The organism is Rubripirellula tenax (assembly GCF_007860125.1).
GTDB classification, from domain to species: Bacteria; Planctomycetota; Planctomycetia; order Pirellulales; family Pirellulaceae; genus Rubripirellula; species Rubripirellula tenax.
Genome location: NZ_SJPW01000006.1, coordinates 506,516 through 533,479, shown reverse-complemented (window position 1 = coordinate 533,479; position 26,964 = coordinate 506,516). Strand labels below are relative to the sequence as shown.

18 protein-coding genes are annotated in these 26,964 nt (G+C 56.1%); 14 read left to right on the top strand and 4 right to left on the bottom strand.

Annotation, left to right across the window (positions count from 1 at the left end):
- Positions 1 to 39 precede the first annotated feature (39 nt).
- Positions 40 to 6,315, bottom strand: a complete 6,276-nt coding sequence (locus Poly51_RS22825; RefSeq protein ID WP_146460431.1) for a protein kinase domain-containing protein — start codon at positions 6,313 to 6,315, stop codon at positions 40 to 42.
- A gap of 209 nt (positions 6,316 to 6,524) precedes the next feature.
- On the opposite strand from Poly51_RS22825, the gene Poly51_RS22820 reads away from it, so the two are divergent.
- The 4 genes from Poly51_RS22820 to Poly51_RS22805 all read left to right on the top strand — a co-directional run bounded on the left by Poly51_RS22820 (position 6,525) and on the right by Poly51_RS22805 (position 10,748).
- A complete protein-coding gene (locus tag Poly51_RS22820) occupies positions 6,525 to 7,310 on the top strand; it encodes a sulfotransferase (RefSeq protein ID WP_146460429.1) in 786 nt (261 codons plus the stop codon).
- Positions 7,307 to 8,635, top strand: coding sequence for a glycosyltransferase family 4 protein (locus Poly51_RS22815; RefSeq protein ID WP_146460427.1), 1,329 nt, complete (start codon positions 7,307 to 7,309; stop codon positions 8,633 to 8,635). Before Poly51_RS22820 ends, Poly51_RS22815 begins: the two co-directional genes overlap by 4 nt.
- Before the next feature lie 310 nt (positions 8,636 to 8,945).
- A complete protein-coding gene (locus tag Poly51_RS22810; RefSeq protein WP_186775737.1) occupies positions 8,946 to 10,112 on the top strand; it encodes a PEP-CTERM sorting domain-containing protein in 1,167 nt (388 codons plus the stop codon).
- Positions 10,113 to 10,274: 162 nt separating this feature from the next.
- Positions 10,275 to 10,748 (top strand): Crp/Fnr family transcriptional regulator, encoded by a 474-nt coding sequence (locus Poly51_RS22805; RefSeq protein ID WP_146460423.1) that lies wholly within the window; start codon positions 10,275 to 10,277, stop codon positions 10,746 to 10,748.
- Positions 10,749 to 10,781: 33 nt separating this feature from the next.
- Here the strand turns inward: Poly51_RS22805 and katG are convergent, their stop codons facing one another.
- Positions 10,782 to 13,130, bottom strand: a complete 2,349-nt coding sequence (gene katG, locus Poly51_RS22800; RefSeq protein ID WP_315853678.1) for a catalase/peroxidase HPI — start codon at positions 13,128 to 13,130, stop codon at positions 10,782 to 10,784.
- A gap of 189 nt (positions 13,131 to 13,319) precedes the next feature.
- Positions 13,320 to 14,255: a hypothetical protein gene (locus Poly51_RS22795; protein WP_146460421.1), complete on the bottom strand. Its 936-nt coding sequence runs from the start codon at positions 14,253 to 14,255 to the stop codon at positions 13,320 to 13,322.
- 344 nt (positions 14,256 to 14,599) lie between these two features.
- On the opposite strand from Poly51_RS22795, the gene Poly51_RS22790 reads away from it, so the two are divergent.
- The 7 genes from Poly51_RS22790 to Poly51_RS22760 all read left to right on the top strand — a co-directional run bounded on the left by Poly51_RS22790 (position 14,600) and on the right by Poly51_RS22760 (position 20,948).
- Positions 14,600 to 14,920 (top strand): hypothetical protein, encoded by a 321-nt coding sequence (locus Poly51_RS22790; protein WP_146460419.1) that lies wholly within the window; start codon positions 14,600 to 14,602, stop codon positions 14,918 to 14,920.
- 106 nt (positions 14,921 to 15,026) lie between these two features.
- The gene (locus Poly51_RS22785; RefSeq protein WP_146460418.1) at positions 15,027 to 16,010 is read left to right on the top strand and encodes a hypothetical protein; all 984 of its coding nucleotides are present in this window, start codon (positions 15,027 to 15,029) and stop codon (positions 16,008 to 16,010) included.
- A complete protein-coding gene (locus Poly51_RS22780; protein ID WP_186775736.1) occupies positions 16,007 to 16,486 on the top strand; it encodes a CinA family protein in 480 nt (159 codons plus the stop codon). Before Poly51_RS22785 ends, Poly51_RS22780 begins: the two co-directional genes overlap by 4 nt.
- A 31-nt stretch (positions 16,487 to 16,517) precedes the next feature.
- Positions 16,518 to 18,116 carry a hypothetical protein gene (locus Poly51_RS22775; protein ID WP_146460414.1) on the top strand — a complete coding sequence of 533 codons (1,599 nt, stop codon included), beginning with the start codon at positions 16,518 to 16,520 and terminating at the stop codon, positions 18,114 to 18,116.
- A gap of 61 nt (positions 18,117 to 18,177) precedes the next feature.
- On the top strand, positions 18,178 to 19,311 hold the full coding sequence (gene ispG, locus Poly51_RS22770; protein ID WP_146460413.1) for a (E)-4-hydroxy-3-methylbut-2-enyl-diphosphate synthase: 1,134 nt from the start codon (positions 18,178 to 18,180) through the stop codon (positions 19,309 to 19,311).
- A 21-nt stretch (positions 19,312 to 19,332) separates the two neighbouring features.
- Positions 19,333 to 20,532 carry an amidohydrolase family protein gene (locus Poly51_RS22765; RefSeq protein WP_146460411.1) on the top strand — a complete coding sequence of 400 codons (1,200 nt, stop codon included), beginning with the start codon at positions 19,333 to 19,335 and terminating at the stop codon, positions 20,530 to 20,532.
- 176 nt (positions 20,533 to 20,708) lie between these two features.
- Positions 20,709 to 20,948, top strand: coding sequence for a hypothetical protein (locus tag Poly51_RS22760; RefSeq protein WP_146460409.1), 240 nt, complete (start codon positions 20,709 to 20,711; stop codon positions 20,946 to 20,948).
- Positions 20,949 to 21,066: 118 nt separating this feature from the next.
- Here Poly51_RS22760 and ndk read toward each other — a convergent pair whose 3' ends face one another.
- Complete coding sequence (ndk, locus tag Poly51_RS22755) at positions 21,067 to 21,522, bottom strand: nucleoside-diphosphate kinase (protein ID WP_146460407.1); 456 nt, start codon at positions 21,520 to 21,522, stop codon at positions 21,067 to 21,069.
- 237 nt (positions 21,523 to 21,759) lie between these two features.
- Between ndk and Poly51_RS22750 the strand changes: the two genes are divergently transcribed.
- From Poly51_RS22750 to Poly51_RS30645, 3 genes are all read left to right on the top strand, one after another.
- A complete protein-coding gene (locus tag Poly51_RS22750) occupies positions 21,760 to 24,837 on the top strand; it encodes an FG-GAP-like repeat-containing protein (protein ID WP_146460405.1) in 3,078 nt (1,025 codons plus the stop codon).
- A gap of 394 nt (positions 24,838 to 25,231) precedes the next feature.
- The gene (locus tag Poly51_RS22745) at positions 25,232 to 26,512 is read left to right on the top strand and encodes a DUF1559 domain-containing protein (RefSeq protein WP_246114697.1); all 1,281 of its coding nucleotides are present in this window, start codon (positions 25,232 to 25,234) and stop codon (positions 26,510 to 26,512) included.
- Positions 26,513 to 26,616: 104 nt separating this feature from the next.
- Positions 26,617 to 26,787 (top strand): hypothetical protein, encoded by a 171-nt coding sequence (locus Poly51_RS30645; protein ID WP_186775735.1) that lies wholly within the window; start codon positions 26,617 to 26,619, stop codon positions 26,785 to 26,787.
- Positions 26,788 to 26,964 lie beyond the last annotated feature (177 nt).

Genomic DNA, 26,964 nt, shown 5'->3' with positions numbered 1-26,964 from the left:
ATTGAGTCCAACCCAAGGAACAAACGAACTTCGCCGTCGTCACTTCGACGCGTTAGAGCGAGCATCGGTTAGCGCGTTGGTCGGATCAACTTCCGTCCGAGCGGGCCGGAAACCCGAATTGTTGTAACGGTTGGGCGGGCGGTTATAGCTTCGCGCCGCGGATCGCACGTCGAGTCCGCGAACGCCGAACGAACCGCCCCGAAGCACGCGACGCACCGTGTCGGTTACGGGATCGATATCCGCAACGTCTTCGTTTGTCGAACCCAGCGAATTGCCGTAGTCACGATGCCGCTCCTGGCACCACTCTTGCACATTGCCGTGCATGTCAAACAAACCAAAATCGTTTGGCATCAACGTTCCTACAGGCCTTGTACGGTCTTCAGAATTAGCACTGAACCAAGCGTATTGATCAAGCAACTCGTCGCAATTCCCATAGTGTCGACTGGTGCGCGTGCCCGCCCGGCATGCATATTCCCACTCGGCTTCGGTTGGCAATCGATACCCGGTCCGCCCCAGATAGTCATCCGGTACCACCATTCCGTTCTTGATTTCGGGAATCGGCGGATAGCACATTTGGTCTTCGGGAACGCCCTCCTGTTCACTAAGCCAACGACAGTAGGCCGCTGCTTCATACCAAGTCACAGAAGTCTGCGGGCATGTTGCGTCGGGTGCGTCCCGTTCGGTGAACGTGTGATTGATGCTGGGCACTTGTTCAATGAATTCGTGAAACTGCTCGACAGTGATCTCGCGGGCGGCGATCGCGAAATGGCGGTCGATGCGATTGCGATGCAACATTTCGTACGTGCTTCGACTGGGCTGCGTCGGTGGCGAACCCATCACAAACTCGACAGGTCCGGGCAACGACACCATGGTCAGTCCGCGGACCGTCGTGCTCCATGTTCGTTTGCGCGAAGAAGCGGATGGCAAGGAAGAGCCAATGATCAGCTCCGTCGACATCTGCGACAACTTTGGCAATTTTCCCCATCGACGCAGCGCCCACTCGGCCGCGCTGTGGATGCCAGGATCAGGATCCAATTGATACAACACTTCGAGCTGGGCCGAGACAGATTCGATATCGATTTCAGTCGGATTCTGGTATAGACCCAATGACAGAATAAGAACACGTCGAACCGACAAATCGGTTTCGACGCTCAACCGCTCGGCGATGATCGACGGCGAGGTTCGGGTTTGGCCGAGTCGATGAAGTATCCACGTTCGAAGCCGCGGATCGGGGCTCTCTTTTAGCATTCGCCAAACGTTCTTGTCTTCGCCAAGCCGTATCTTGGCAATCGCCGCGTTGGCTTGTCGTCGTGCCAACGTTTCCACTGCAACATCAGCGACATTGGGGCGATGCCAGATCGACGCAGAAATGACGTCGTTACCGTCGGAAACAGCGGTAACCGCGGCGATGCGGAATCCGTCCGCTTGGTACTGGCGCGCTTGAGCGATTTGTTCTTGCGGCGAAAGACCATGCGAAATTCGCGACTCCAACCAATTGCTCGTATTCCAAACCGACGCGATTCGCAAATCAGCCCCGAGCGACTTCAACGTTCCCTCGAATCCCTTCGCCTCGCAAATCGGTTCAAGAGCAACATCGTCTCGGATCATGGTGAAGTCATCGAAGCCGTTCTCGACCGCCGCGGTTAACAGCGAAATGGCACGATCGGCATGCACCCTAGATCGCGAAGCATCTCGTTCGCGATGGGTCGCCGCAAGAATAGCGTGGGTCTTCGCGGCAAGGAAAAGCGTCGCGCCGTCTTTGTCGTGGGTATCAATGAATTCCTCAAAACGTTCGACAGCACCCGCGTCGTCGGCTAGGTGCGCGGCCAAAACGGTTTCGAGGAAAACAATCTCTCGTTCATCCGAAGTCGTCTCAACAAAACTTTCAAAGTCAGCTTTCGCCGCATCGGACCGTGACGCCCGAGCATGGATGACCGAGCGACAACGCAATGCCTCGACCAACATGGCCAACCGATTTTCGTTCGGGTCGTCAAGGGAAGAATCGCGGATGGAAAGTTGATCAATGATGGCGTCGAAGTCGTCGATCGCTTCATCGTCAAAGCCAAGTTCGAATCGCGCCTTGCCTCGTTCGAAACGAACTTTGAGACCCGAATCGCCGGAGGAAATCAAGTCATCCGCTGCTCGCAACGCGACCTGAGTTCGTGACCGCGCAGAGGGGGGCTTGTAGCCAAGCCCCAAATCAATGTCCCAATAGATTCTGTCGAAATATTCTTTTCGCCCAAATCCCTGCCGCGATTGGCTAAGGAACACGGTCGACTTGTGGTCTTGGCTTGAAACGACGCCACAGTACTTGCGAAAGCCACCCAACCCTCGGAACCCTTGCAGCGATTGAGCGAATGGAAATCCGTCGTTCGCAAAATTTTCCTGCAATGAGGCAACGTCGACATGTCGCACATCGACATACAACCGTGTGTCGTCCGTCGCCTTTTCACGGTCTCGCCAAACGGCCGCGAACCCTTCGAATCCAGTGCTTTCGTTCACATAGCCCGAAACATCAACGGGCATGAATCCTTCGGCCTGGAATTGCACATCCATCGCGCGGATCGACTCTGCACTTTCATCCACAACCATTCGCCAAGGTTGACGATCTCGCGTCCAAGCGACTGCCACGAAAATCGACGACTGGTGAAAATACGGTCGAATGCGAGTCGGGCGATAGCCGAACTCGCCCAGCAATTCCGCCGTCGGAAGCATGTCGTCGATCGGCATGGACTGGCACATCGCAAACCGATCCGCGACGATTCCATTTGATTTTTCGACCATCCCCTTCACTTCCGAATCCGGCTCACCAAGGCTTTCGCCAAGCAAATCGCTAGGCCAAACATGCTTCAGTTTGCGATCCAGTTCCTGCTCTATTTTCTCCTTCGCTGGATCACCCATCCGGGCGAACGCATCGAACAATGACTCAAATTGATAGGGCTGACCGTCGAACAGCAGTTCGGAAAGCACATCTAGATCATCGGCGGCATAGTCTTCGAGTATGTCCGTCGCCTGTCGAATTTGGGATTGAGAACGATTTCTGGATTCGTCGCGGTAAACCGACGCAAGTGGGGCGATCAAGTGGCGTCGCGCCGGACGTAGAAGATTGATCCAAATGGAAACACGCAGTGAATTTTCTTTCACCAAAGCATCGGTGACGCGCTGTGCAACCTGATTCCAATTCGCTTCATTGCCTGGATCGTACGTAGCCAGCGCACTCACCGCCGGCAAGAGCTGTGACGAATCGCCACTGGGATCGTCTTTGGCAGCATTCCAAAGATCATCAACCAGTTTTGCATCGGGACGGACTAGCAAATCACGGATGGCTTCGACCTGATCGGCGCGGGCGTCAAGAAGTCGTTCACTGAGGTAACGAAGTTGCGAAGCATCACTGGGCAGCAGTGCGAGCGAGAGGTTGAGTCGTTCATTGGAATCAATCGGGTACCTTTCAATATCGGCCCGGAGCTTTTGATCGAGTTCTGAGCGATCCGACCGAATTTTTACGATGATATCGGGCAGTTGGTCGATCTTGGCGTTCGTGATCGCAGTCAAAAGGCCTGTGGTTCGATAGTCGCTGTTGGCTTGAACGACTCGGTCCCGAACGTGCAACCCGAACGCCAACATGATCAAGGAAACCAGCGTGAAAACCGAAAAACGCACGCCATGGACCGTGCCCGCGGATGCCATCATCTTTCGCTGCGGTTCGCTCCAGAACATTTTGTCGGTGAACCACTTGATACGGGCCCATTCCAAGCTAGACGGTAAGTGGCGACGTTCGGGTTTCGCATTCCAAACCGCGGACCGTTCCGCCAGCGCAAGCGAAGCCCGCCCGGAAAGTGTTTCCACTTGCTTTCGCGTCAACCAAGCTCGCAGTGACGGAACCAAATAATCGTGGGTCAGTTGATAGAACTTCAAACTGCGATCGCTATTCGATTCGGAATGGAACCCCTCAGGATCGGTGGGCGTGATCAGCCGCATCTTCCCGTCAAGAATTCTAAGCAAGTCGTTGAACTCTCGAGGCTGGCTCCGATAACCCGACGCGTCGAGCAGTTCGGCATGCGATCGCATGTGTCCCTTGATATCGGTGCCGACTTCGGGCAGCAGCGCCATCAAGACTTGGCGTGCCGCTTGTTGGTGTCGCAAATGTTCGGGGTTCGCGTTTTGATTGCCAAACATTTCCTCAAGGAAATTCGTGCCGATTCCGTCGGTCCCTCCGACTTCGGCAAGGGTCCCGGGCAGCCAAGGCTTTCCTTTGATCATTTCGGCGAACAACGCCAAGCGGACCGAAACGACTTTTCCATCGTTGGCCAATCCGTTCGCAACGGCGTCCACGAACTGTCGCTGTTCGTTGCTGATCTGGGCTTCTTGAACCGGCAGTCTACCGAATGACTGGCCGAATTTCGTCAACACGTCCGCAGCGTGCGCAACATCGAACAGATCGACCGTCGCGAAGTTGTGGCCCTCGAGAATGGGCGTTTCCAATTCTCGCATGAATCGCGACGCCGCCATCGAGAAGTCATCGCGGACCATAACGATGGATTGCAGATGCTCTCCATCGCATTGGCGGAGCGCTCGAACGAGGTTCAGGTCGTAATCCGCGCGGTTAGCGTGAAGCCATTGCTCAAACTGATCCAGGACGACAACCGTTTTTCGTCCCACTTGGCGGCGCAACCAACTGAACGTTTCTACCAACTCGAGATTCCGTGGCAGGTCGGGGATCTTCTTTTGAAGTCCGCGTAAAATACGCAGTTCAGTGTCTTCGGCCGTGGCTTCTAAGTAGATGGCCGTTACGGTTGATTCCAAACGCGGCAGCAGTCCCGCTTTGACCATCGATGACTTACCACAACCCGACGGCCCGTAGATAAGACCGACGTTAAAGGTCTTTTCGGCATCGGTTTCCTCGATCTTGTTTTTCCAAAATCGAATCGTTTCTGGCAAGCCGTCCCGGCTGCGAGGTCCTGGAATCAGATCGAGGAAGAAAGACGCATCATCGGCATCGAACGAACGAAGTCCCTTCGGAATGACTTGCAGAACGTCCGATGCTGCATTGGTGTCGTCTTGCCAGCTCAGCAGGTCCTGAGCGAAGTCGGCGGCCGTGGCGTAACGATCCGAGGCGCGTTTGGATAGCGCCTTCATGCAGATACGCTCAAGCTCCGCAGGAATGGATTCGTCAATGTCACGCAGCTTGGGCGGATCAATGGAAACGACTTCGTGCAACACCTCGTTCGACGTACTGCCGCGGAACGGTTTGCGCCGTCCGAGGATTTCGTACATGATGATGCCCAGCGAGAAGATGTCGCTTCGTCCGTCCAGGCGATGACTTTCACCGCGGGCCTGCTCTGGACTCATGTAGGCAGGTGTGCCGACAATGCGATCTTCTTCAAGTGGGTCATTGTTGCGGATCGCCAAACCAAAGTCAGCAACGTACGCAATTCCCGTGCTTTGTTCGATCAGAATGTTTCCCGGCTTGACGTCGCGATGGATGATCCGGCGCTGGTGAGCGTGGTCCAATCCCATGGCGATCGTCGCAAGAATCGCTGCTGATTCTGCGGGCTCCAACGGCCCATCTATCATCCGATGCCGAAGCGTGTAGCCTTCAATGAACTTTGAAACGACAAAGATGGATCCGTCATCGGTGCGCCCCATGTCATAGACTGGAACGACATTGGGATGGTCAAGACGAGCGACGGTGCGGGCTTCATCGAGATAGATTTCGACGTCGCCTGGCTTCCATTGGTATTTCGTCGTCGGAACTTTCACAGCGACGTCTCGACGCAAATCCCTGTCAAACGCAAGGTAAACGCGACCGTATCCGCCCTCGCCCAGGATGCGTTTGGGAACGTAACGGACATCACTTGGGATTTCCGCGGCAGGATCCGTTATGAATGTTTCGTCTAAGTGGCCTTGACGCCTGCTTGTCCCCGCGATGTCTTTGGCATCGCTCAACAACGTTTCGTCGCTCGTGGATTCGATCGCAAGGAGTCGGCTTCGCAGCGGATCTCGAATCTCGGGGAACCGCGAGACAAAGTCTTGTATTCTCGGCAAGGCCCCGTCGCTTCGCGTCGCATCGAACTCACCTACCGCCAGTTGCAATTTGCATTTGGGATCATTGGCGACGCCTGGAAACTCGGCCAGGTATTCCTCAACCCGTAAGGGACGGTCGGTCTTCCATCGGTGTTTTTGGTCTTGCAACAGCACTGCAACCAGTTGCGTCGGATCCGAATCCCGATAGGGTCGCAGTAGCTCGAAAATTGGAGGCGGATCTTCGCCCTGATCCCAAAGTGCCTCCAACTGTCTTGCTACCTCGGGCAGCATGGCTTCGCTCGCGTGGGTTGAATAGGAAGCTGACAATTTGCGTTCGAGTCACACTACTATTGCCGCCTCCCGATATTGTCGCGTCCCAAGCAGCGCCATGCAATCAGGCGCCGGTGCGGACGGGTCGGTTTTAGCGATTTGCTGTGACGTTGCCCGACTCTGTTCCAACGTATTGGCGTTGTGCAGAGCCGTCTACTATCCTAATCGCTATGAATTGTCGTACTCCTTTTTTTATCTGGTTCCACCATCGCAGCGGATCCTCGCACCTTTGCAGTCTGCTAGACAGCCATCCCGAAATTGCTTGCTGGGGCGAGTTTTTCTACCGCGGTGAAGCAGGCGTCGATGGAGATCTGTTCACTCGTTCGGCGTGCGATACAGAAGCCGAATTCCTGAACGATGTATACAGCCATCGATGGAGCCCTTCCGGTGCGACGCTTTGTGCCGACGATCCGGAACCACCGCTGGCAACCGCTGTAGGATTCAAGCTGAAGTATCAGCAGGGTGACTCTTATCCATGTGTTCTTGACCATCTTCGATCGCATCGATCGATGAAGGCGATTCATCTAGTTCGAACGAATCTTGTCGCGGCTCTTCTATCCGCTTCGATGATCCCGCGGCTACTGGATCAATTTCAACGAGCAAACCTGCTGGCGACGACTCCTTCCCATGATCTCGACCGAACCGTGTGGTTAGACACTGAAACAATTTTGGACGAATTGGTCGAGCTTGAATCGCGAATCGACGTTGCGCGGCGCGAGCTTGATGCGATGGACTGCTTGGAAGTGACCTACGAAAATCTGATCGATTCCCCCAAGAAGACATGTCAAAGCATTCTCGATTTCCTTGATGTCGACGCATCGATAGAACTCGTGTCTCGTTTGCAAAAGATCATGCCCCACTCGATCGCGGCTAGTTTGGGAAATTTCGACGAGGTGTCAGAAGCACTGGAAGGTACGCGATTCGCCGTTCACCTAGATTCGAGCAGCAAGGCATGAGTGGTCAAGTTCATTTTTACGTCAATGCAATGCATTCGATTGGTGGCGTGACGACGTGGTCCTTTCAAGCCGCATCCTTCATGGCAAAGCGTTACAAAACGCGGGTCGTGACGATCAACAGCGGAACGCACCGAGACGAGGAATTATTTCCCGGACCGGTCATGAAGGTTTGGCGCGCACCGCAGGGCGAGAAGGAAAACGGAGTTGCCGAACGGGTTGCGAAAGATCCGGTCGGCAAAAATTCATGCGAGGAAATTCACAAAGCGTTCGACGGGATATTTGAATCATCCGATAAGCCAGGGAAGCGAGCGACGAAGCCGACGAAGATCACAAAGCCCGTCAAGCCTACGAAACCGACGAAATTGGACCTGGGGCCTTCGCCGGTTCCCGTCGCGTCGCATGGCTCCGGTCCAAAAGACGCAAACAAACGACTGCACCCGAGTGCCGAGGAGGCGATCGCAGCAGCAACCCTTTTTGTCCCGAACTATCTGGATTTCGCTTACGAGTTAGCGGCCCGTTCGCGATCACGCGGCATCGAATCACGGTGCATCGGCATCTGCCACTGCGATCAGGAGAACTATTATCAGCAGCTAAAGCACTACGCGCCGATCATCCAGAGTTTTATCGCAGTCAGCCCTCGCTGCTTTCAAAACTTGGCCGAGTGCATCCCTGATCGCGTTGCCGATATGCACCTTTTGCCTTACGGCGTTGCCAGTCAAGAGGCCCGCGTCTCGCGTGATTCGGAAGGCCCCATTCGCGTGCTGTATGCCGGACGGTTGTCACAGAAACAAAAGCGAGTGTTCGACTTGGCTGATATTGCGCGTCATTTGGACGCGATCGGCACGGATTATCAATTGGACATTTTGGGCGTCGGTCCCGATCGCGAGGCGTTGGTCGATGCTCTCGCCGAATTTCCGCGGGTACGTTTTTATTCCGGCGTTTCTCACTCCGAAATGGTTGGTGTCTATCGCGACCATGACGTCTTCGTTTTGCCATCGGAAACCGAGGGCACTTCGATCGCGCTGCTGGAATCGATGGCAAGCGGGTTGGTTCCGGTCGTGACTCGGGTCAGCGGATCCGAGGACGTCGTCGTCGATGGGGCGAACGGCTTTCTATGCGATACGGGAGACGCCGCAGCGATGGCAAAAGCGATTGCCAAATTGGCGGAAGACAGGAGCCATCGATCGATATTGGCCCAGCAGGCTCAAGCGACCGTCGCCGCAAATTATCGAATCGAGGCGCAGCTTGAAGCGTTCGAATCTTGTGTCCGGGACACGCTTAAAAAGCCGCTGGCACCCCCAAAAATCGCCAGATCCGTGCTCTAGCCAGCTGTGGAAGCCGGTCGCACTGGCATATCTACAAGCACGACGCGTAAGCGGGTGAATTTCCAAAGCCAGCAAGCATCCACTCGCCTGCGCGTCGTGCTTGTATTTTTCTAATTTTAAAAGAATGAATCGCCCTGGCCGGTCGCGTCAAAACGTTGCGTTGTTGACTTCGGATGCCTACAGTGGCATCTCGGCATGGACGCGGCTTTCCAGGCACCCATCTAAAAAAATTCCCCCATCGACATTCGTGAAGGAAAGAATGATGCACGACACCTACCCTGCGTGGACGAATCTTAGAGCCCTTCGGCATATGTCCGCAGGTCTCGTTTTCTTCACCTTGATTTCGCTCACCGTACGTTCGGCATCCGGCGACATGTACGATTTTACGTTGGTCGCTAGCGGATCCACGAGCAACTTCGGGAATCTAGGAATCTATCCAGGGTTGAACAACAACGATCAAGTTTCTTACGTCACGCGTTCTAGCTCGACGAATGGCAATATCCATCGTTGGGACGCTGCCGCACCCGCGACGCCCATTACGCTCGGCTCCGGTTCGTTTATCTCTCACGTGCCTATCAATGACTCGGGCGCGATCGCATACAACAGCGCAGGTTCGCGTGGGTACATCGCGGATGATTCGGGCGTTACGGAACTTTTCAATAACTCATTTGGAACAAATGTTTATGGCGTCAACAATTCAGGCGATGTGGTTGCAGCGCTGAAGGCTTCGAATGGCGACTATGAAGTCCGGGTTCGCCGTGACGGCGGCAGTTCACGCCGTGTCTTTTCGGATGCTTCATCAGGGGAGTATTCAGATTACGGCAGCGGCGGTGCACCCTCTCCGGAAATCAATGGAAGCGGCGACGTCGCGGTTCGTGGACGCCTCAGGAGCACGTCGCTAGACGGCATCTATGTCCATACGAGCACCGGAATTGTCACGATTGATGACGCGTCGGGACCCTTGCGTCAGTTCGGCAATATTGTCGACATTAACGATGCTGGTGATGTCGCCTACTATGGGACACCCGATAGCGCCGTTAGCAGTGCGGTTCGAGATTTTTACATTTATGAAAGTGGCGTTGGAAGCAGCGCCGTCGTCAGCAACGCAGATTTCGATTATCTCAGCGAAGCTGGCCTAGTAATCAATAACAATCGCGATTTTGTTTTTGGCGGTTCAGCGGGCGGAGTTGCGGGATTGTTCGACGGAAGCAATCCCTTAACCGATCGTGTAATCAGTATCGGCGATACGCTCGACGGCAGCTCGATTACGAGTCTGCTCATTCGCCGCGGCATGCTGAATGATTCGGGCAACTTTGTGTTTTCCGCGTGGCTGGATGACGACAACAACGGAACCGCAGACCGGAACGCGATTTTCTTCGCGACGGCTGCTGCAGTTCCCGAACCGTCCTCACTGGCTCTTTCCGCGATGGGCGTTCTGGCAGTCTTAGCACAGCGGCGTCGTCGAAAAAAAGCGTAAAAAACTTGTGTTTGTTGGTTCAATTTGTTCCAAATTGTGGGCATTTTGGATCAACAAGCAAACCTACTCTGCCGGCGTCCATCGTAGCGAACCCACACTTGCTCTCGTAAAAACGTGCATTCCGTTCCGCGGAGTGTTACGATTTCAGGGGGAGCAACAGACATGGTCGACGTTGAAATCGAACTGCTCAGACGCATGCCGGCATTTGGCGGATTGAAGCCGGCGGTGATCGATCGGATCTACTCGGAAGCGAAGATTGTCACGGCTACGGCGGGCGAATTTTTCTTTCACGAAGGTGATCCCGGCGAATCGCTGTTCGTTTTGGAGTCCGGGACGGTGTTGGTCACGCGCAAGCGGTTGCAGGACTCGATTCAACTCGGGCGACTGCACGCCGGTGATTGCTTCGGGGAAATGGCATTGATCGATTTCCGACCCAGATCGGCGACCATCGTTGCAGAGTCGGATTGCCACGCGATCGAGGTGCCGCGTCAGTCGCTTGCGATGCTGTACAAGGACGATATCGAGCAATACGCGATCATCATGATGAACTTGGGCCGTGAAGTCAGCCGCCGGTTGCGAGTCGCTGACGATCGACTGTTCCAATTGCAACATCACGGCTTGATTCCATCGGTGTGATGGAATCAAGCCTTCGAGATTCTCGGCGTGCTATTACCGACCGTCGATGGCCAGCTTTGCCGAACGATAACGTGTCGCCGGATCCAGATCAAAGCGATCGGCGTTCATCACTTTGACCCATGCGGCGACGAAGTCGTTCACGAACTTCTGTTTCGAATCTTCGCTGGCATAGACTTCGGCAATTGCACGCAGCTGTGAATTCGAACCGAACACCAAGTCGACGGCGGTCGCTTTCCACTTCACATCGCCGGTGTCACGACCGAGGCCTTCGAAGAAGTGTTCGCAAACTGGCGACTTTTTCCAAACGGTGTTCAAGTCCAGCAGATTGACGAAGAAGTCGTTTGTCAGCGTCCCCGGATTCTTTGTCAGAACCCCCAAACGCATGTCATCGGTGTTCGCGTTCAGGACTCGCATGCCACCGACAAGCGCCGTCATCTCGGGTGCAGTCAGTGTCAGCAGGTTGGCGCGATCGATTAGCAATTCTTCGGCCGGTCGGTCCAGCGAGTGACCGACATGGTTCCGGAAACCGTCGGCGGTTGGTTCCAAAACGGCAAAAGCTTCAACGTCCGTTTGTTCTTGGGTCGCATCGGTGCGTCCAGGAACAAAGAGAACGGTGACTTGGTTTCCTGCTTTCGCAGCCGCCTGTTCGATCGCCGCCGAACCGGCCAACACGATCAAGTCGGCCATCGAGACTTTCTTGCCGCCCTGTTGCGATTGGTTGAATTCGTTTCGAATCGTTTCCAGCGTTTTAAGAACTTTCGACAGTTGGGCCGGATTGTTGACCGCCCAGTCTTTTTGCGGCGCTAGCCGAATGCGGGCCCCGTTGGCGCCGCCCCGCTTGTCACTGCCTCGGAAGGTGGATGCCGATGCCCACGCCGTTTCGACCAAATCGGAAACCGAAAGGCCCGATGCCAGGACCTTAGCTTTCAGCGCCGCAACTTCAGCTTCGCCAATCAATGGGTGATCGACGGCTGGCACAGGATCTTGCCACAATTGGGGCGCGGCGACTTCCGGACCCAGACAACGCGAATACGGTCCCATATCTCGATGCGTCAGCTTGTACCAAGCCTTCGCGAACGCTGCTTCAAACTCTTTCGGATTCTCATGGAAGCGTTTGGAAATCGGTCCGTAAATCGGATCCATCTTCAACGCCAAGTCTGTCGTGAACATGATCGGTGCGTGCGACTTGGAATCGTCGTGAGCATCCGGCACCGAACCGCCTGCCGCGCCGTCCTTGGGAATCCACAGTTGAGCGCCCGCCGGACTCTTCGTCAAAACCCATTCGTATTCGAACATATGGTCGAAATAGTCGTTCGACCATTGAGCCGGGGTTGTCGTCCAAGCGCCTTCCAAGCCGCTGGTGATCGTATCGCCGGCATTTCCTTTTCCAAAACTGTTCTTCCAACCCAGACCTTGTTCTTCCAAAGTCGCACCTTCGGGTGCAGGGCCGACGAACTTGTTCGGATCGGCTGCGCCGTGACCTTTGCCGAACGTATGTCCGCCGGCGATCAAAGCAACCGTTTCCTCATCATTCATCGCCATGCGACCGAACGTCTCGCGAATGTCCTTCGCGGCGGCAAGCGGATCGGGGTTCCCGTTCGGCCCCTCAGGATTCACGTAAATCAAACCCATCTGCACAGCGGCCAACGGATTTTCGAGCTTGCGACCTTCGCTGTAACGTTTGTCGCCCAGCCAGGTGGTCTCGGGACCCCAGTACACATCTAGCTGGGGTTCCCAAACGTCTTCGCGGCCACCGGCGAAACCAAAGGTTTTGAACCCCATCGATTCGAGGGCGCAGTTTCCGGTCAGCACCATCAAATCGGCCCACGAGATTTGTTGGCCGTACTTTTGCTTGATCGGCCACAGCAGACGCCGCGCCTTGTCGAGATTGCCGTTGTCAGGCCAACTATTCAGAGGCGCAAAACGCTGAGTACCGTAGCCGGCACCGCCGCGGCCATCGGCCACGCGATACGTCCCGGCGCTGTGCCAAGCCATTCGGATAAAAAACGGTCCGTAGTGCCCGTAATCGGCGGGCCACCAGTCTTGGGACGTCGTCATCAGCGCGTTGATGTCGTTCTTCAAGGCAGCCAAGTCGAGTTTCTTGAACTCGTCGGCGTAGTTGAATCCGTCACCCATCGGATTGCTTTTCAGCGAATTTTGGTGAAGGATTTGCAGATTCAGTTGGTTCGGCCACCAGTCCCCGTTGGAGTAAACGCCAGCAGCCGTATGTCGCTGGCCGGGATCCTTGGGTACTCCCATCACCGGGCATTCACCCGCCCCGTTCGAGGCAGCCGATTGTGGTTCCTGGGCAAATACCGAAGCGGCGATGAAAACTGCTGAAAGGCTGGACGCTTTCCAGGCAAAGTGAATTGCGTTGCGCATGGGCTCTCCGTAGATGGAAATCGAAATGGAATGTTCAACAAGCAGATCGTTCGTTGAACCGTAGGCAGTATCCGCGATCTGTCGAGTGCCTGCCAGTGATTTCCTCAAGTCGTTGCGATGCACGCGACGAATGACGGGTCCCGGGAACCAAGAAGCGTTCCCGCTTCAACAATAAAAAACACTCGTTTTTTAAGGTTTTCGCCTGATCGTCGAAGCGACATCGGACGTAATCACAGACTGCTGGGCCGAGGAAGTCGTAACGATCCTGCTGCGATAGGCTGAATCGACAAAGTTTCTTGCTTCCCGGTCAAAGAAGCATTTTCCCTCGCCGGTCTGCTTGATGACGGAGGCGGCGTCGGGTGAGTCGGGCGGAAGCTTTCGGTCACCAACCCTTTTGGGCGTCGTGTTCGTCGTGAACTGACTCAAACGCTTGCCATCGCGATCGGTTTCCCCGACGTATCGAAACAGTGTCACGAACGCTGGGTTTTCGTGAACCGCCAAATCACTTTCTTGCGTCCAGGTTTCGCCCGGTTCCGGTGAGTGATCGGGAAGCACGACGACGTAGGACGTCTCGCTTTCCGCGATGCTGCTCAAGTCAAACATTTGCAGCACATAGTCGGATTCGGGAAACGCATCGATGGCGTCTTGAGTCGCTTGCGGAATCGGCAAGGCCTGTGTCTCGCCGTTGGGCTTCATCTTCCAATGCAGCGTTTTGCCGACCAACGACTGAAGATGCTTCAACAGCGTCTCGCCTTCGGTTCCACTAAATGTCTTTCCGCTGGCGGTCGACTTCGCCGTATCGACCTCGATCTGCATCGGTATGGGCGAAACGCTGACGATCTTCAATTGAATCGAGCGAACTTGTTTCTCGATCGTTGCCGTGCGTTGGTCGTCGACGTCGGTGACTGTCCATGTCGTACCAAGTTGGTAGCGATAGGTTTGATCCGCTTTGAATTCGCCCACAACGGACTCCGAGACGGTCGAATGAACAAGCGAAACATCGAATTGGTCACCTACCTTAAGATCCCATTCCAATTCACCCGCGAGCGCCGCATCGCCAGTGAAGCCAGCCAGCAAGCAAGCGATGATGCCGGCGAGGAAACATCGATGAGGTAGTGCAGGCATGTTGTCTTAATGGCTGGATCGGGAGGGGACGGCTGACGGTTTAGCACCGGCAATTGTCATGACACGACAACGCAGTTGCAACCTTACGCCGTATCGAGCCCGGGCTAATCAGTTTTGCAACTTAGGCAGCGATGGTCGTGGACCGCTCGGCCGCTCCAACGCATGGAAAACGTTGGATTGCGGAGTAATCCACGACAAATTGGAACTACCCAGATTTAAAAATCTGATTGGCCCTCCGTATCGAGCCCTAGCGATCCGATATCTCGCCTCGCTGATTTCCGGGGCGGTTGCCTATTTGGGCATCGGGCTAAACAATACAAACTACTCAAACCCCGGATTTCCCCATGCTGAAGTACTTTGTGGCTGCCCTGGCCATTGCTGCGTCCTTGTCCTTTGCTGCCGATGCGGAAGCATTCGGCGGCCGCGGATACGCTCGTCGCCAAACTCGCCGGGTTTATTACCCCGTCGTCGTTCCTCGTGTCGCCGTTGTACCTGTTGCTCGCGTCTCAACGTACTATCGGGCGCCGGCTTATCGGCCACCCGTATCGATCAACATCGGTACCGGCGGATATCGTCCGTATGGTGGATTTTATGGCAGCGGATATCGCGGCTACGGCTACCCAAGCTATCGAGGCGGTGGCGTTTCGATCGGAATCGGTTGGTAGCGAAGCAAACGTGACGTTCAACGGGGTCGGTTGGAATGTTAAGATCGGTTGACCCGCTTTCACCGAAGCGGACTTCCGCACTAACGAAGTCGAAAGCAACGATTCGATGAACGACGCCGATTTTTCTCGCAGTCAATCCGCCATGTACCAGTACAGCGGACGTGTACCGGCAGGCGGATTACTGTTGGGACTAGCGATTTTGGTGCCCGCCTCGATTTTGCTAGGCGTGTTGTATTCCGGCATCGTCGTCTATTTGCCCTTCTTGAAACTCCGGTGCATCGTCACGTTAGCCTACGGCGGACTGTTGGGCGTATTGGTCGGACGGACTTGCCGGTTCACAAAGTTTCGCAGTCACTTTGCGGTTGCCGCCATGACCTTGGTCATCACGGTGATCAGTTTCTATTCGGCTTGGGCGGTCCACTGCGCATGGTTCATCCAGTCGGTCGATGGCTTCGGGAAAGAAGTGATCGAAGCTGCGATCTTGGGCTTCGATCCTCGCGTGATGCTCGGTTGGGGCACGTACATTTTCGAGAACGGTCTATGGTTCAAGAACGGAAATCCGCATGACGGTTGGGAAGCGGTCACCGGATGGGTGATCGAAGCAGCGATTGTGTTCGTGACGGCTTGGTTGGCTCGGCGCAGCTACGGTAATTCGCCATTCTGTGAAACGTGCGATCGTTGGACCGAAGAAACGAAAGAATTGGCGGCGCTGCCGGTTTCGCCCGTGGATCCTGCATGGCAGACGATCGCGACCGGGAACATCGCCGCGTTTCGTCGACTGCAATTTGCTCAACAGTCCTCGGCTTACGTCGAGTTGCAGTTGGCGTCGTGTCCCGATTGCTCCGAAAGCGATTTTTTGTCGGCGGTAGCTGTCAAGATGGTGTTGAACAACGAAGGCAAGATCGAAAAGAAAGAAACCGATTTGTTTCGCAGCATGCCTATCACCGCAGAACAGAAGGCTGAGGTTATCGATTTTTCGGAACAGATGGCCGAGGCCCAACGGATCATGGCCGAGGAAGCTGACGCAGCGGAAGAAACGGCATCCCCCAATGGCGACGATCTGGGCGAATCGACCGGAGTGTCACCGTGACATTAGCCGCCGACGTCGTCGCTCGTTTGGCTGAAACGAAGTGCCGTGTTGTCTTTGCCGAAAGTTGCACCTGTGGCATGGTGGCGTGCGAACTGGGGAAGATCGCTGGTGTTTCGCAGTGGCTTTGCGGATCGGCTGTTACCTATCGCGACGCTACGAAGACGCAGTGGTTGGACGTCGATGCCGACACCATCCAAACACGAACGGCGGTTTGTGACACGGTCGCGCATCAAATGGCAACGGGAGCGCTAGGCCGAACTCCGGAATCTGATTTGGCCGTCGCGATCACGGGACACTTAGGACCCGACGCGCCTCAGGGCTACGATGGGCTGGTTTTCATTGGCTTTGCGAGGCGAAAGCACGATGGGGCCGTCCACTGCGAAGTCCATTCGCATACACTAAAAAGGCGTGGGCGAGGCCCGCGGCAAGTGGAGGCGACCGAGCTGGTTTTCCAAACGCTGCTAGCGTCGCTTTGAACACGCCTCTCAATTCTGCAGGAACGGTCCAATGCGTCAGCTGATCTTTTTCGTTTTCACAATCTCGATGGTTTCGCCGGCATTTGCGCAGCGTGGCGCGCTAATCGAGGATCTTTTTCGAACGATCGCCGAAGCACAACAGAAAAATCAACGCGAACCGGTGCCCGGCCCACCGCCGAACTTTGATCCTCGCCAAGCCGGTGGTGCATCCGCGATCAATGTGCGATCCCGCGAAGCTGCCCAATTTGCGGAAAACTTGGTTGCCTTCAGCCGCAGTATCGATCCGATGGTCGCGGAATTGCGGGACGCTTCGCAGCGGAATCCCGCCATTCGTGCGGTGATGCCCGATGCGTATCGCTTGGCCGCCGACACCCGCGCACTGATCAGCCGTTGTGACGGGTTGGCATCGTTGGATCCGATCGCACCGGCCTATTCCGAGCTCGACGCTCGGTGGCGTCAACTGTCGTTCGGGCTTCGGTCGATGGAAGGACTGTCGAATCAATGCACCGGAGCGATTCGAGAGTGCGATCGGTTGGCCAGCACGATGTGTCGTCAACTGAACCTGGAACCTCAGTTCGTTCGTCACGGGTTGCATGATTTGATGATCATCGGCGCAACCCACATGGAAACGTTGATCGACGATTTGCCGTTAAGCAATGTTTCCCCCGCTCAGGCCAAACAGGTCGAGCACGACATTCGGGTGATGCGTGGTCAGTTGTTGAAAGAGGCCGACCGCATCGACGATTCAACTTACGACCAGGTCGTGACGCGATTCACGGACTTCGTCGGTCATTGGAGTCCCGTCAGCGAGGCGGTTTACGCGATCGGCGACCCGCACCTGTCGCGTCGATTGGATCGGATCCGACAATGCGGCGATCAAACGTATGCGCTGTTGTGGATGCCGCCGCCACAGAACACAAAGTCGTTGACGGCATCGGCCCACCGGTTGGAACAGAGTTTAGGTGAAGTGCTTGATCAGTTGACGATTCGATCGATGGTCAACCTGGATTCACGAGAACAGGCGGCCGTGATGGAACGGAGTCGCCGAATGTTCCGCGCCGCGAAAGAATTGGAAGAAGCCGTGTCAGCCGGCGGTCGACGCGATCAATTGGCGGCCCAGTTAACGCCGATCATGCAGGACTGGTCCTACTTGGTTCCCGTTTACGCCAAGGTGCCGCGATTGAATCCGGCCACCTTGACCGCGATCGATCAAGAAATGGGTGTCCTCGGGGAATCACTTGGGGTCGGCGGTATGATTCAGTTCGATCCGGGGTCGTTGATCCAAATCGCAGCGGCCATCGAGGGTTCGAGCGAGTACTTTTTGGCGGATGCGCGGCGTTATCAACGCTATCTGACACCGGCGACCTTCCAGCGAGAATTCGTCGCTTCGGCCGAAGAAGTTTATCGGCACGCAAAAACGCTGCATGCCGAATTGAGCGGGCGGCCGGACTTGGGACGACTGCAACGCGAGGCCGATCACTTGCTCGATGGATGGCAATCTTTGTCCCAAAATGTTGCCAGTTTGCAGCAACACGGGTTAAGTACATCGCGAGCAGCCAGTTTACAGCGTGCCCATGCTGAAATGGCACCATCGGTGGCTCAGATCACCGCCGCATTGCAGGGGCGATGACGCGACCAATCAGCATCGGTATCGTGAAGGCGGATCTAGCAAAACAACTGTAACGACGAAAATGAAAATCACTCGAAACCCGACTCGCTCGGTCGCCATCGGAAGCATCACGGTAGGCAACGGGCACCCGATCGCCGTCCAAAGCATGACGGCGACGAAGACCCAGAACATCGAAGCCACCATCGCCCAGGCCGAAGCGTACCGGTTGGCCGGCGCGGGTGTGGTTCGCATTGCCGTCGATAGTGACAAGGACGCCGAGGCGCTCGCCGAGATCCGCAAAGGCACGACGGCAAACTTGGCCGTCGATTTGCAAGAGAACTTTAAACTTGCCGAACTGGTCGCGCCGTACGTCGACAAGATTCGCTACAACCCCGGCCACCTTTACCACCACCAACGGGAAAAACCGTGGCAGGACAAGGTACGGTTCATCATCGAACAGGCTGCGACGCATGACTGTGCCATTCGCATCGGTGTGAATTGCGGCAGCGTCGACCCGGCCAAGAAAGCGAAATATGATGCCGACGACTCGATCACACCGATGATCGAAAGCGCGTTGGAGCATTGCGAGTTCGTCGATTCGCTCGGATTTACTCGATACGTCGTTTCGTTGAAGGACAGTGATCCGTCGAAGGTCGTCGAGGTCAACAAACGGTTTGCCACGGAGCGGCCCGACGTACCGTTGCACTTGGGTGTGACTGAGGCGGGCATGCCGCCCGATGGTGTCATCAAAACTCGCATCGCGTTCGAGCAATTGATCGGTCACGGGATCGGCGACACGGTTCGTGTCTCGTTGACACTGCCCAATGATCGCAAACCCGAAGAGGTCGCTGCGGGGCTGGGCATCATTGATGACATCTACGCCGGTCGAGTGCGCAGCGTGGTGAAGTTCGACGATAAGGCGCTGAACATCATCAGTTGTCCGAGTTGTTCGCGTGTGGAAAACGAAGCGTTCATCGATTTGGCGCAAAGCGTCAAGGAAATGTCGACTTACGCGAAGGACTATGACATCACGATCGCCGTGATGGGGTGCCGTGTGAACGGTCCTGGCGAAACCGATGACGCCGATTTGGGGTTATGGTGCGGTCCGGCGAAGGTGAATCTGAAACGGGGAACCGAAGCACTCGGAGCGTTCGGATACGACGAGATTCTGCCGAAGTTAAAAGCCGAACTCGACGCGATCATCGCCACCAAGTGACTCGATTGTGGGCGGTGAACGATGATTCTGTTTGGCAACCTTTTGCTGGCTGACGACTCGGGCAAGTGCCACATCGAAGTCGGAACGGTGCGGGTTGCCGACGGAATGATCGACGAAGTGAATTTGGGGGACCGCCCCAAACACTTCGATCACGGCGGACCGACATCGTTGATCGCACCGGGGTTCATCGACGCTCATTGTCATTTACCACAGTTCGATTTGATCGGCGCTCATGGCATGCCGCTGCTGCGGTGGTTGTCCGACGTGACATTCCCCAGCGAAATGAAATGGGCCGACGTGGACTACGCCCGATCGATGACGCGGCGTGTCATTGATCAATTGCTGTCCGTGGGTACCACCGGGATCGCGACTTACGCGACGGTTCACCACGAATCCGCGAGGGCGGCGATCGAAGAGGTATCCGCATCTGGCTTGCGCGGAGTCGTCGGACAAGTCTTGATGGACCGCGAAGCTCCACCGGCGCTTTGTCTTCCGGCTCAACAGTTACTCGACGAGGCGGCGGCGTTGCAGCGAGAGTTTCCGTCCGGAAATCGAGTTGCCGCAGCGATCACGCCGCGCTTTGCGATCTCTTGTTCCGAGCCTTTGCTAAGCGGCGCCGGCGCGATCGCGGCCGAAACGGGTGCAACGATTCAGACTCACTTGGCCGAAACGGTCCAAGAATGCGAACGGGTGTCCGAGTTGTTCGGTGGAACGCCTTATGTCGACGTTTACCGACAATGTGGGTTGTTGACCGAACGCAGTCTGCTTGGGCACGGAATTCATTTGCATCCCGCCGACCGCGATGGGTTGCGTCGATCCGAAAGCACAGTCGTGCATTGCCCGACGGCGAATACGTTTCTTCGCAGTGGCGCGATGTCACGTGACGCGATGATCCAAAGTGGCGTGAAACTGGCCGTCGGTAGCGACGTGGGTGCGGGGTACGAGCGAAGTATGGTTCGTGTCGCGCGGGCGATGATCGAAGCGGCTTCGTCGCTCGGTCCGCGATTTCCGTCGACTGCGGAAGCGTGGTATGCGATCACGGCTGGAAACGCCGATTCGCTGGGCTGGACGGACGCTGGCCGAATCGCGGTGGGAGCTTCGGCGGACCTGTTGGTGATCAATCCGACGGTTTCGTGGCTGGGTGGTGCGGCCGATCCGTTGTCGATGCTGATGTTCGCATGGGACGATCGGTGGCTGAAAACCACGCTTTTGGCGCGTTGAATGGTCCGGTTGTCTGACCTGTGCCAGATATTTCGGCCAATAATCTGACCCGCGTGTAAAGATATGCCGGTTGTCGGGCCGATGACCATTGTGATGAGAATCGCGCCGGTTTCCCGGCCGAAACTTCATTCGGCTTGATCCACCCGGATTTTGATTAGACAGCGAAGGCAACCAAGATGACACGCAACGCTCAATTACGACGCACGTCCGCTACCCTCGCCCTGACCGTAGCGGTCGGATTTTGTCTGGTCGGCGCCACCGGGTGCCAGGTCTCGATGAACGGCCAAACGTTACCGAGCCCGTACTACCTGCAAGACGACATCCAGTATTTCCCCTCAGGACCTGAGTTCAAGCTGCCGCGTGAAGCCGCGGCATTGAAGGCGGCCAGAGCGGAAGAGAAGCTGAACCGCCGCTAACGTATCGGCCGCCAAAACTCGCCCGGACTTGTTCGAGCGATCCCTCATGGCCCGGGATGATCCGGGCCATTGGCAAGCGGCTCATGAGCGAAAAACCATTCGCATCGCGAGTCGCTAACTACTCGTCGTTTGCTCGCAAGAAGCCCTTGGCGACTTGCTCGTAGCTGCACGTGCCTTCGCCGAAGTAGATCTTCAGCTCGCGGGCCGCCGATTCGGGGCTGTCGCTTGCGTGGACCAAATTCATTTGGCGACTGCTGCTGAAATCGCCACGGATGGTGCCGGATGCGGCTTTCAACCCGTTGGTCGCGCCCAGCATTTCGCGAACGACCGAGATGACATCCAAACCGTCGATCGCCATCGCCACGACCGGGGCCGACGTGATGAATTCTTCCAAGCTGGGGTAAAACGGCTTGGCGACGTGCTCGGCGTAGTGCTCTCGCGACATCTCCGGCGTCACTTGCAGCATCTTCATAGCGACGACGCTGAGGCCCTTTTCTTCAAAACGAGAAATGATTTTGCCCATCAGTCCTCGTTGTACACAGTCTGGCTTTAGCAGCACCAAAGTACGTTGCATCGCTTGGTCGTTTCCTGAATCTCGAGAGGGTCAAACCACCGGTCGGACGAGTTTCCGCACCAGCGACCGATTGGGCAGGGCGCAAACACCCGTTCACCGTCGGCACGCGAAGTATCGGACGGATTCCTAGCCGCGCGAAGGCGTCTAACTTTCGTTGATCCGCGGCGGCGCATGTATATTGCGACCGAACCCGCCCTTCGTTCGACAACGCATGGCCCCGCGCCTGTAGAGAAATAGATGCGAACCCCCAAGTTTTCGGTGCCCATTCTGATCGGATTCGGATTGATCCTGGGGATTCTCGGTTGTTCACAAACGCCGCTCGAAAAGCCCACAAACGACGCTTTGACGTCGAACCCAAGATCGTCGGACCCACGTTCGTCAGACATCGCGCCGGAACCGATCGAACAATTGGCGTCAATCGATGACCTGATCCGAACGTCCGAACAGTCGTTGGCCGACGGACGCTTTGAAGATGCCCGAACGTCGCTGCGACGTGGCCTGTTGCTCGATCCGGAAGGCTCGCGACTTCGGTTCCTGTTCGCCCAGGCGGAAGCTGGCACGGGAAACCTGGACGGTGCGATCGAGATTCTGGGTTCAATCGACCCGAACGACCCCGAGTTCGGAATCGCGTCGCTGGGCCAATCGGCGCAGTGGTTAGCGGCGGCGGGCCGTGCTGCCGAGGCCAGGATTCAGTACGAGAAAGCGCTGGAAATGGCGCCCGAAGTCGAGTTTCTGCGTCATCAGTATGCGGCGTTTCTGAACTTCGTCGGCTGGCGTTATCGAGCACGCGACGTTCTCGAACCCCTTGTGACTGCGGGAAATGCGAGTGCGGCCGAACTTCGATCGTTGTTGGATGTGTCGAACTCCTATGCCGCCACCCAAGCCAGCAGCATGAGCACGCCGGAGCACCGCGAGGGACCGCTAAGCGAATCGCTCGGACGACTGAGTCGTCGCCAGCCTCGAATCGCCGTGGATATTTTGACAGCGATGTTGGATCAGGGTTTGATGAAACGTGAGTCGACGACGGAAGCTGCGATCGCGGCCGGGTTCGCCGAGCTTCAACAGTTCGACGAAATGTCAAAGTGGTTGTCCACATCATCGTCGGCCGTGATCGACAACCCGCTGTTTTGGCGAGCGATCGGCGACCAACGCTTGTTCGATGGCAAAGTGGATCAAGCCGTTGCTTGTTACTTGAAATCCATTCAGGCGGATTGCACCAACCCGATCGTTTACGAACGCTTGACCTCGGCGATGCTTCGCTTGGGCGACAACGACGCGGCCAAACGCATTGACCGTCATCGAGACCTGTTGTTGTCGATCTCGCCGATCGCCGAAACGCTGGTAACACAGCCACAGACCGACGATGGACTTGTGATCGAGTTGGCGTCGAAGTTGGAACGTGTCGGCCAGCCGATCCAAGCGGCCGCATGGCTGTCCTGGTTTCGCAGCGAGCATCCGTCTTTGATTCGAGGATCCTGGTGGGAAGATGAAATCGAACGGTTGCGGCGCACCGACGGTGACGTCACACAGGCCAAGCGATTCGTCGGTTTAGCGATCGACGGGTATCCGCTGCCCTCGGCCCCGTCGCTGTTGGCTGACGAAGTCGACGGCACCACCCGACCAGAATCGCCAACCGACAGTTCGTCGATCGACTCGGAGCGAACCGTTGCAACCATGGTCGACGTGGCAGCCGCGAGAGGTTTGATACATGAGTACTTGAACGCCGACCCAAAGCGGTCGACCAACTTCCGTATCTTCGAAGGCTTGGGCGGAGGCATCGCGGCATTCGACTTTGACCGAGATGGCCAAGTCGACTTCTATTGTTGCCAAGGCGGGTGCGAACCACCGGACGGCAAGTCCAACGCGTCGGATCAGTTCTTCCGAAACGTCGACGGCAAGTTTCGCGACACAACCGAGGCGGCGTCCCTTGTCGATCGCAACTACACCCAATGCGTGACGACCGGCGACATCAACCAAGACGGGTTCGACGACGTGATCGTTGGAAACCTGGGTCTGAATCGAATGCTTATCAACCAAGGCGACGGGACGTTTCACGACGTCAGCGAAACGGTCGGCTGGACGAACCCAAGTTCAAATCATTACACGATGGGACTGGCCGTCGCCGACGTCACCGGTGATGCGATACCCGACGTGGTCGAAGTCAACTACGTCAACTCGCCATCGATGTATCAACCGTCGCCGATTGGCCCCGATGGAGGATTGATCAAGATTCCAGGGCCACTGAATTTTCCTGCCGAAGTGGACCGCGTTTGGATTCAAGAGGGCCGAGGAACATTCCAATCGCGGGAACTGGGCGAGGAATCACAGCGATCGGGGAACGGCGATGCGGCGCAGTTCGGTGATGCCGCCAACCCAGGACTTGGGCTGATCGTCAGCAACTTTGACAACGACGCGGCGAACGAAATCTTTGTCGCCAACGACGCGCGACCGAATCAGCTTTGGAAGCAACGCGGAAACGCATCCCAAGTCCGGTTCGACGATGTCGCCGTCGCCCGTGGGTGTGCGGTCAGTTCGCGTGGCGAGGCGTGTGCCTGCATGGGCGTGGGATGGGCCGACTTCGATCGCAACGGGTCGCCCGACATGATGGTCACGAACTGGTTTGACGAGTGGTTGAATTACTACCAGGGCGACTCGCAAGGCAACTTTCACGATACCGCACCGCGTTTCGGCTTAGATCGACTGAGCGAGAACTTGCTGGGGTTCGGATGCCAAGCAATCGATTTTGACAACGACGCCGCCGTCGATGTCTTCGTCGCCAACGGCCATATCGACCAAGTCGCCGGCGCCGAGACGGCGATGGCGATGCCGGCCCAGTTGATCGAAAACCTCGGCGACCGATTCTTGTTGGCCGAACAGTCGGACGAAACCTATTGGCGAGAAAACCACCTTGGTCGGGCGGCGATTGCGACTGACTTCAATCGCGACGGGCGATTGGATATCGCCGTTGTTGATTTGTTGGCTCCAGTCGCCCTGTTGGAAAATCAAACAAAGACCGACAACCACTGGATCCAAATCGTCCTGGTCGGCGTCGCCAGCGAGCGTGGCGCGATCGGTGCGCGCGTCGAGGTTTCCCATCAAGGGAATCGACAAGTGGCCGTTACGGCAACGGGCGATGGTTACCAGTCCCGCAACGATGCCGTCATTGTGTTCGGCCTTGGTGCCAACGGCGACGCCGTTGATGTGCAGGTGAAATGGCCGTCGGGCAAGATCAGCACCCTACCGAGTTTGCGATCCGACACACGGTTTCTCGTCGTCGAAGATCAATCCGAAGCCTGGGTAGATCGTTTGGATTGACTGGCCTTACGCCAACCGGTCATCAACGCGATCGCCCGATCAGCCATTGCCGAAATGGCAAGGCACGGTCATTGAAAAGTATTTTCAAAAATCTTTGACTTTCCGTTGATCTAGCCGCTACTCGCCGAGCAGCAGGTTGTTAAGTATTTAACTCGTTGACTCTTTCACGTTGAAAGAGTCCCGACGGGAAGCTCCTTCGATAGTGAATGAATCAGACGTTAGCACAACCTGACAAAGTCTCTTCTTCTTAAGCCAGCTCGGCAAAGAGACCTTCTCGCTTGTTGCTTTGTTCTGTTTTGCTGGTTGTCTTCCTGTTGCCCCATTTGAAACGTTCGTTGTGAACGAAGCACGATGGGAATCTCTTGGCTTTCGTTTCGTTTTACTGGAGAAGTGTATGGTAAGAGTTATGCGCCGCCGCTCGCAAAGCGGTTTTACCCTGGTCGAATTGTTGGTCGTCATTGCGATCATCGGCGTCTTGGTAGGTCTCTTGTTGCCGGCTGTTCAGGCCGCACGCGAAGCAGCCCGTCGTATGAGCTGCAGCAATAATTTCAAGCAAATTGGGCTTGGTCTTCACAACTATCACTCGGCCTACAATCAGCTTCCGGCCCAGTGCGCCGGTCCGCACGTTGCTGGCCTCGCTTACACGGCCGACAGCGTGATTGCGGCAAACAACAAGCTAAGTTTCTTGGTTGGCATCACACCGTTCATCGAGCAACAAGCGATCTGGGAACAGATTTCCAACCCGGGCGGCATTGGCTTGGCACTCAACGGATCATTGACCGGCTTGTTCGCCGCAATGGGACCGTCGCCCGACACCGACCCCGGTGCCAACAACAACGGTGGCCGCAACTACACGCCTTGGTTCAACGAGATCCAAACACTTCGTTGCCCAAGTGATCCGGGGGTTGGTCTTCCCGCACAAGGGCGTACGAACTACGCCGGTTGTTTGGGGGACGCGATCGACAAGACGCACGAAGGCGCCGGCGTTCAACAAGCCAACGGCGTTTGGCCACTGAACCAAGCGGCTGCGGAACAAGCGCGTGCATCGTGCCGTGGCGTCTTCATTCCTTATCAAGGGACAAAGTTCCGCGACATTCTTGACGGATTGTCGAACACTTTGGCTTGTGCAGAAATCGCAACGAACCTGGGTGACCGCGACGTCCGAACGGACCCCGTCGTCAACACTGGTGTTCGCAACCGAAGCGGTCAAGCGGCTGAGCTCGGAAACCTGCTCGCTTGTGATGTCAGCATTGACCCACTTCGACCCACTTTTTGGGTTGCAGGTGTGGACACCCTTTCGATGAACGCAGCCGGCACCGAGACTTGGCGTTCACGCAGCGCTCGCGGTTACATGTGGGCCTACGGCGGTCCGGTAACGACTGGCTTCAACACGACGCGCCCACCGAACAAAGCAACTTGCTTGGGTTGGCGTGGACTTCGCGAAACCGGTGCATTGCCTCCTTCTAGCTACCACCAAGGTGGCTGTCACGTTCTGTTCGCCGATGGCGCCGTGAAGTTCATTACCGACTCGATCGAAGCCGGCAACCAAAGCTCGGGTCCCGTTCGGTTGAGCAACACGTCACCCGCTCCGGTACCCGGTGCTCAAAGTCCATATGGATTGTGGGGTTCCTTGGGTACACGTGCCAGCAAAGAAGTCATCCAAGAAGAACTGTAGTCTTCAACGATGGTTCAGCGCTTAGCTACTCAAAACGCCCCGTCGATCGCCATGGTTGACGGGGCGTTGTCTTTCTCGAACCACCTACAATTAGGAACATCAGCGTGAAAAAATTTGTTTTGCTTCCCTTCGTTCTCGTCGTCTTTTGCGCATCGATCATCGGATGCTCTGAACCAAAATCCGGTGTCGTTGCCGATCCCAATGAGATGGACCAGTACATCACCCCGGCGGGCGTCGACCTTTCGGCCGAACAGAGCCCAAGCGGAACGAAGTAGCCGGTCAACGCGACCTGCTTCGGTTCAATGGAACTGCTCGGTCGTCTCGTTCGCATAAGCAGTCACATTCAATTCTTCGAGCGATAACCGTCGCTATCGAACGATGCCGTCGACCGAGTTGAATGAGGATTCGACTGGCAACCTGTTTGAATCCTCGTTCCTCTGGTTTGGCATAAC

What these genes read in the sequence shown, in the direction of transcription:
- Poly51_RS22790 (WP_146460419.1), top strand. Translation starts at nt 14,600, where the DNA reads ATGCTGAAGTACTTTGTGGCTGCCCTGGCCATTGCTGCGTCCTTGTCC.
- Poly51_RS22745 (WP_246114697.1), top strand. Translation starts at nt 25,232, where the DNA reads ATGGTAAGAGTTATGCGCCGCCGCTCGCAAAGCGGTTTTACCCTGGTC.
- Poly51_RS22785 (WP_146460418.1), top strand. Translation starts at nt 15,027, where the DNA reads ATGAACGACGCCGATTTTTCTCGCAGTCAATCCGCCATGTACCAGTAC.
- Poly51_RS22750 (WP_146460405.1), top strand. Translation starts at nt 21,760, where the DNA reads ATGCGAACCCCCAAGTTTTCGGTGCCCATTCTGATCGGATTCGGATTG.
- Poly51_RS22760 (WP_146460409.1), top strand. Translation starts at nt 20,709, where the DNA reads ATGACACGCAACGCTCAATTACGACGCACGTCCGCTACCCTCGCCCTG.
- Poly51_RS22810 (WP_186775737.1), top strand. Translation starts at nt 8,946, where the DNA reads ATGTCCGCAGGTCTCGTTTTCTTCACCTTGATTTCGCTCACCGTACGT.
- Poly51_RS22795 (WP_146460421.1), bottom strand. Translation starts at nt 14,255, where the DNA reads ATGCCTGCACTACCTCATCGATGTTTCCTCGCCGGCATCATCGCTTGC.
- ndk (WP_146460407.1), bottom strand. Translation starts at nt 21,522, where the DNA reads ATGCAACGTACTTTGGTGCTGCTAAAGCCAGACTGTGTACAACGAGGA.
- ispG (WP_146460413.1), top strand. Translation starts at nt 18,178, where the DNA reads ATGAAAATCACTCGAAACCCGACTCGCTCGGTCGCCATCGGAAGCATC.
- Poly51_RS22775 (WP_146460414.1), top strand. Translation starts at nt 16,518, where the DNA reads ATGCGTCAGCTGATCTTTTTCGTTTTCACAATCTCGATGGTTTCGCCG.
- Poly51_RS22815 (WP_146460427.1), top strand. Translation starts at nt 7,307, where the DNA reads ATGAGTGGTCAAGTTCATTTTTACGTCAATGCAATGCATTCGATTGGT.
- Poly51_RS22820 (WP_146460429.1), top strand. Translation starts at nt 6,525, where the DNA reads ATGAATTGTCGTACTCCTTTTTTTATCTGGTTCCACCATCGCAGCGGA.
- Poly51_RS22805 (WP_146460423.1), top strand. Translation starts at nt 10,275, where the DNA reads ATGGTCGACGTTGAAATCGAACTGCTCAGACGCATGCCGGCATTTGGC.
- katG (WP_315853678.1), bottom strand. Translation starts at nt 13,130, where the DNA reads ATGCGCAACGCAATTCACTTTGCCTGGAAAGCGTCCAGCCTTTCAGCA.
- Poly51_RS22765 (WP_146460411.1), top strand. Translation starts at nt 19,333, where the DNA reads ATGATTCTGTTTGGCAACCTTTTGCTGGCTGACGACTCGGGCAAGTGC.
- Poly51_RS22825 (WP_146460431.1), bottom strand. Translation starts at nt 6,315, where the DNA reads ATGCTGCCCGAGGTAGCAAGACAGTTGGAGGCACTTTGGGATCAGGGC.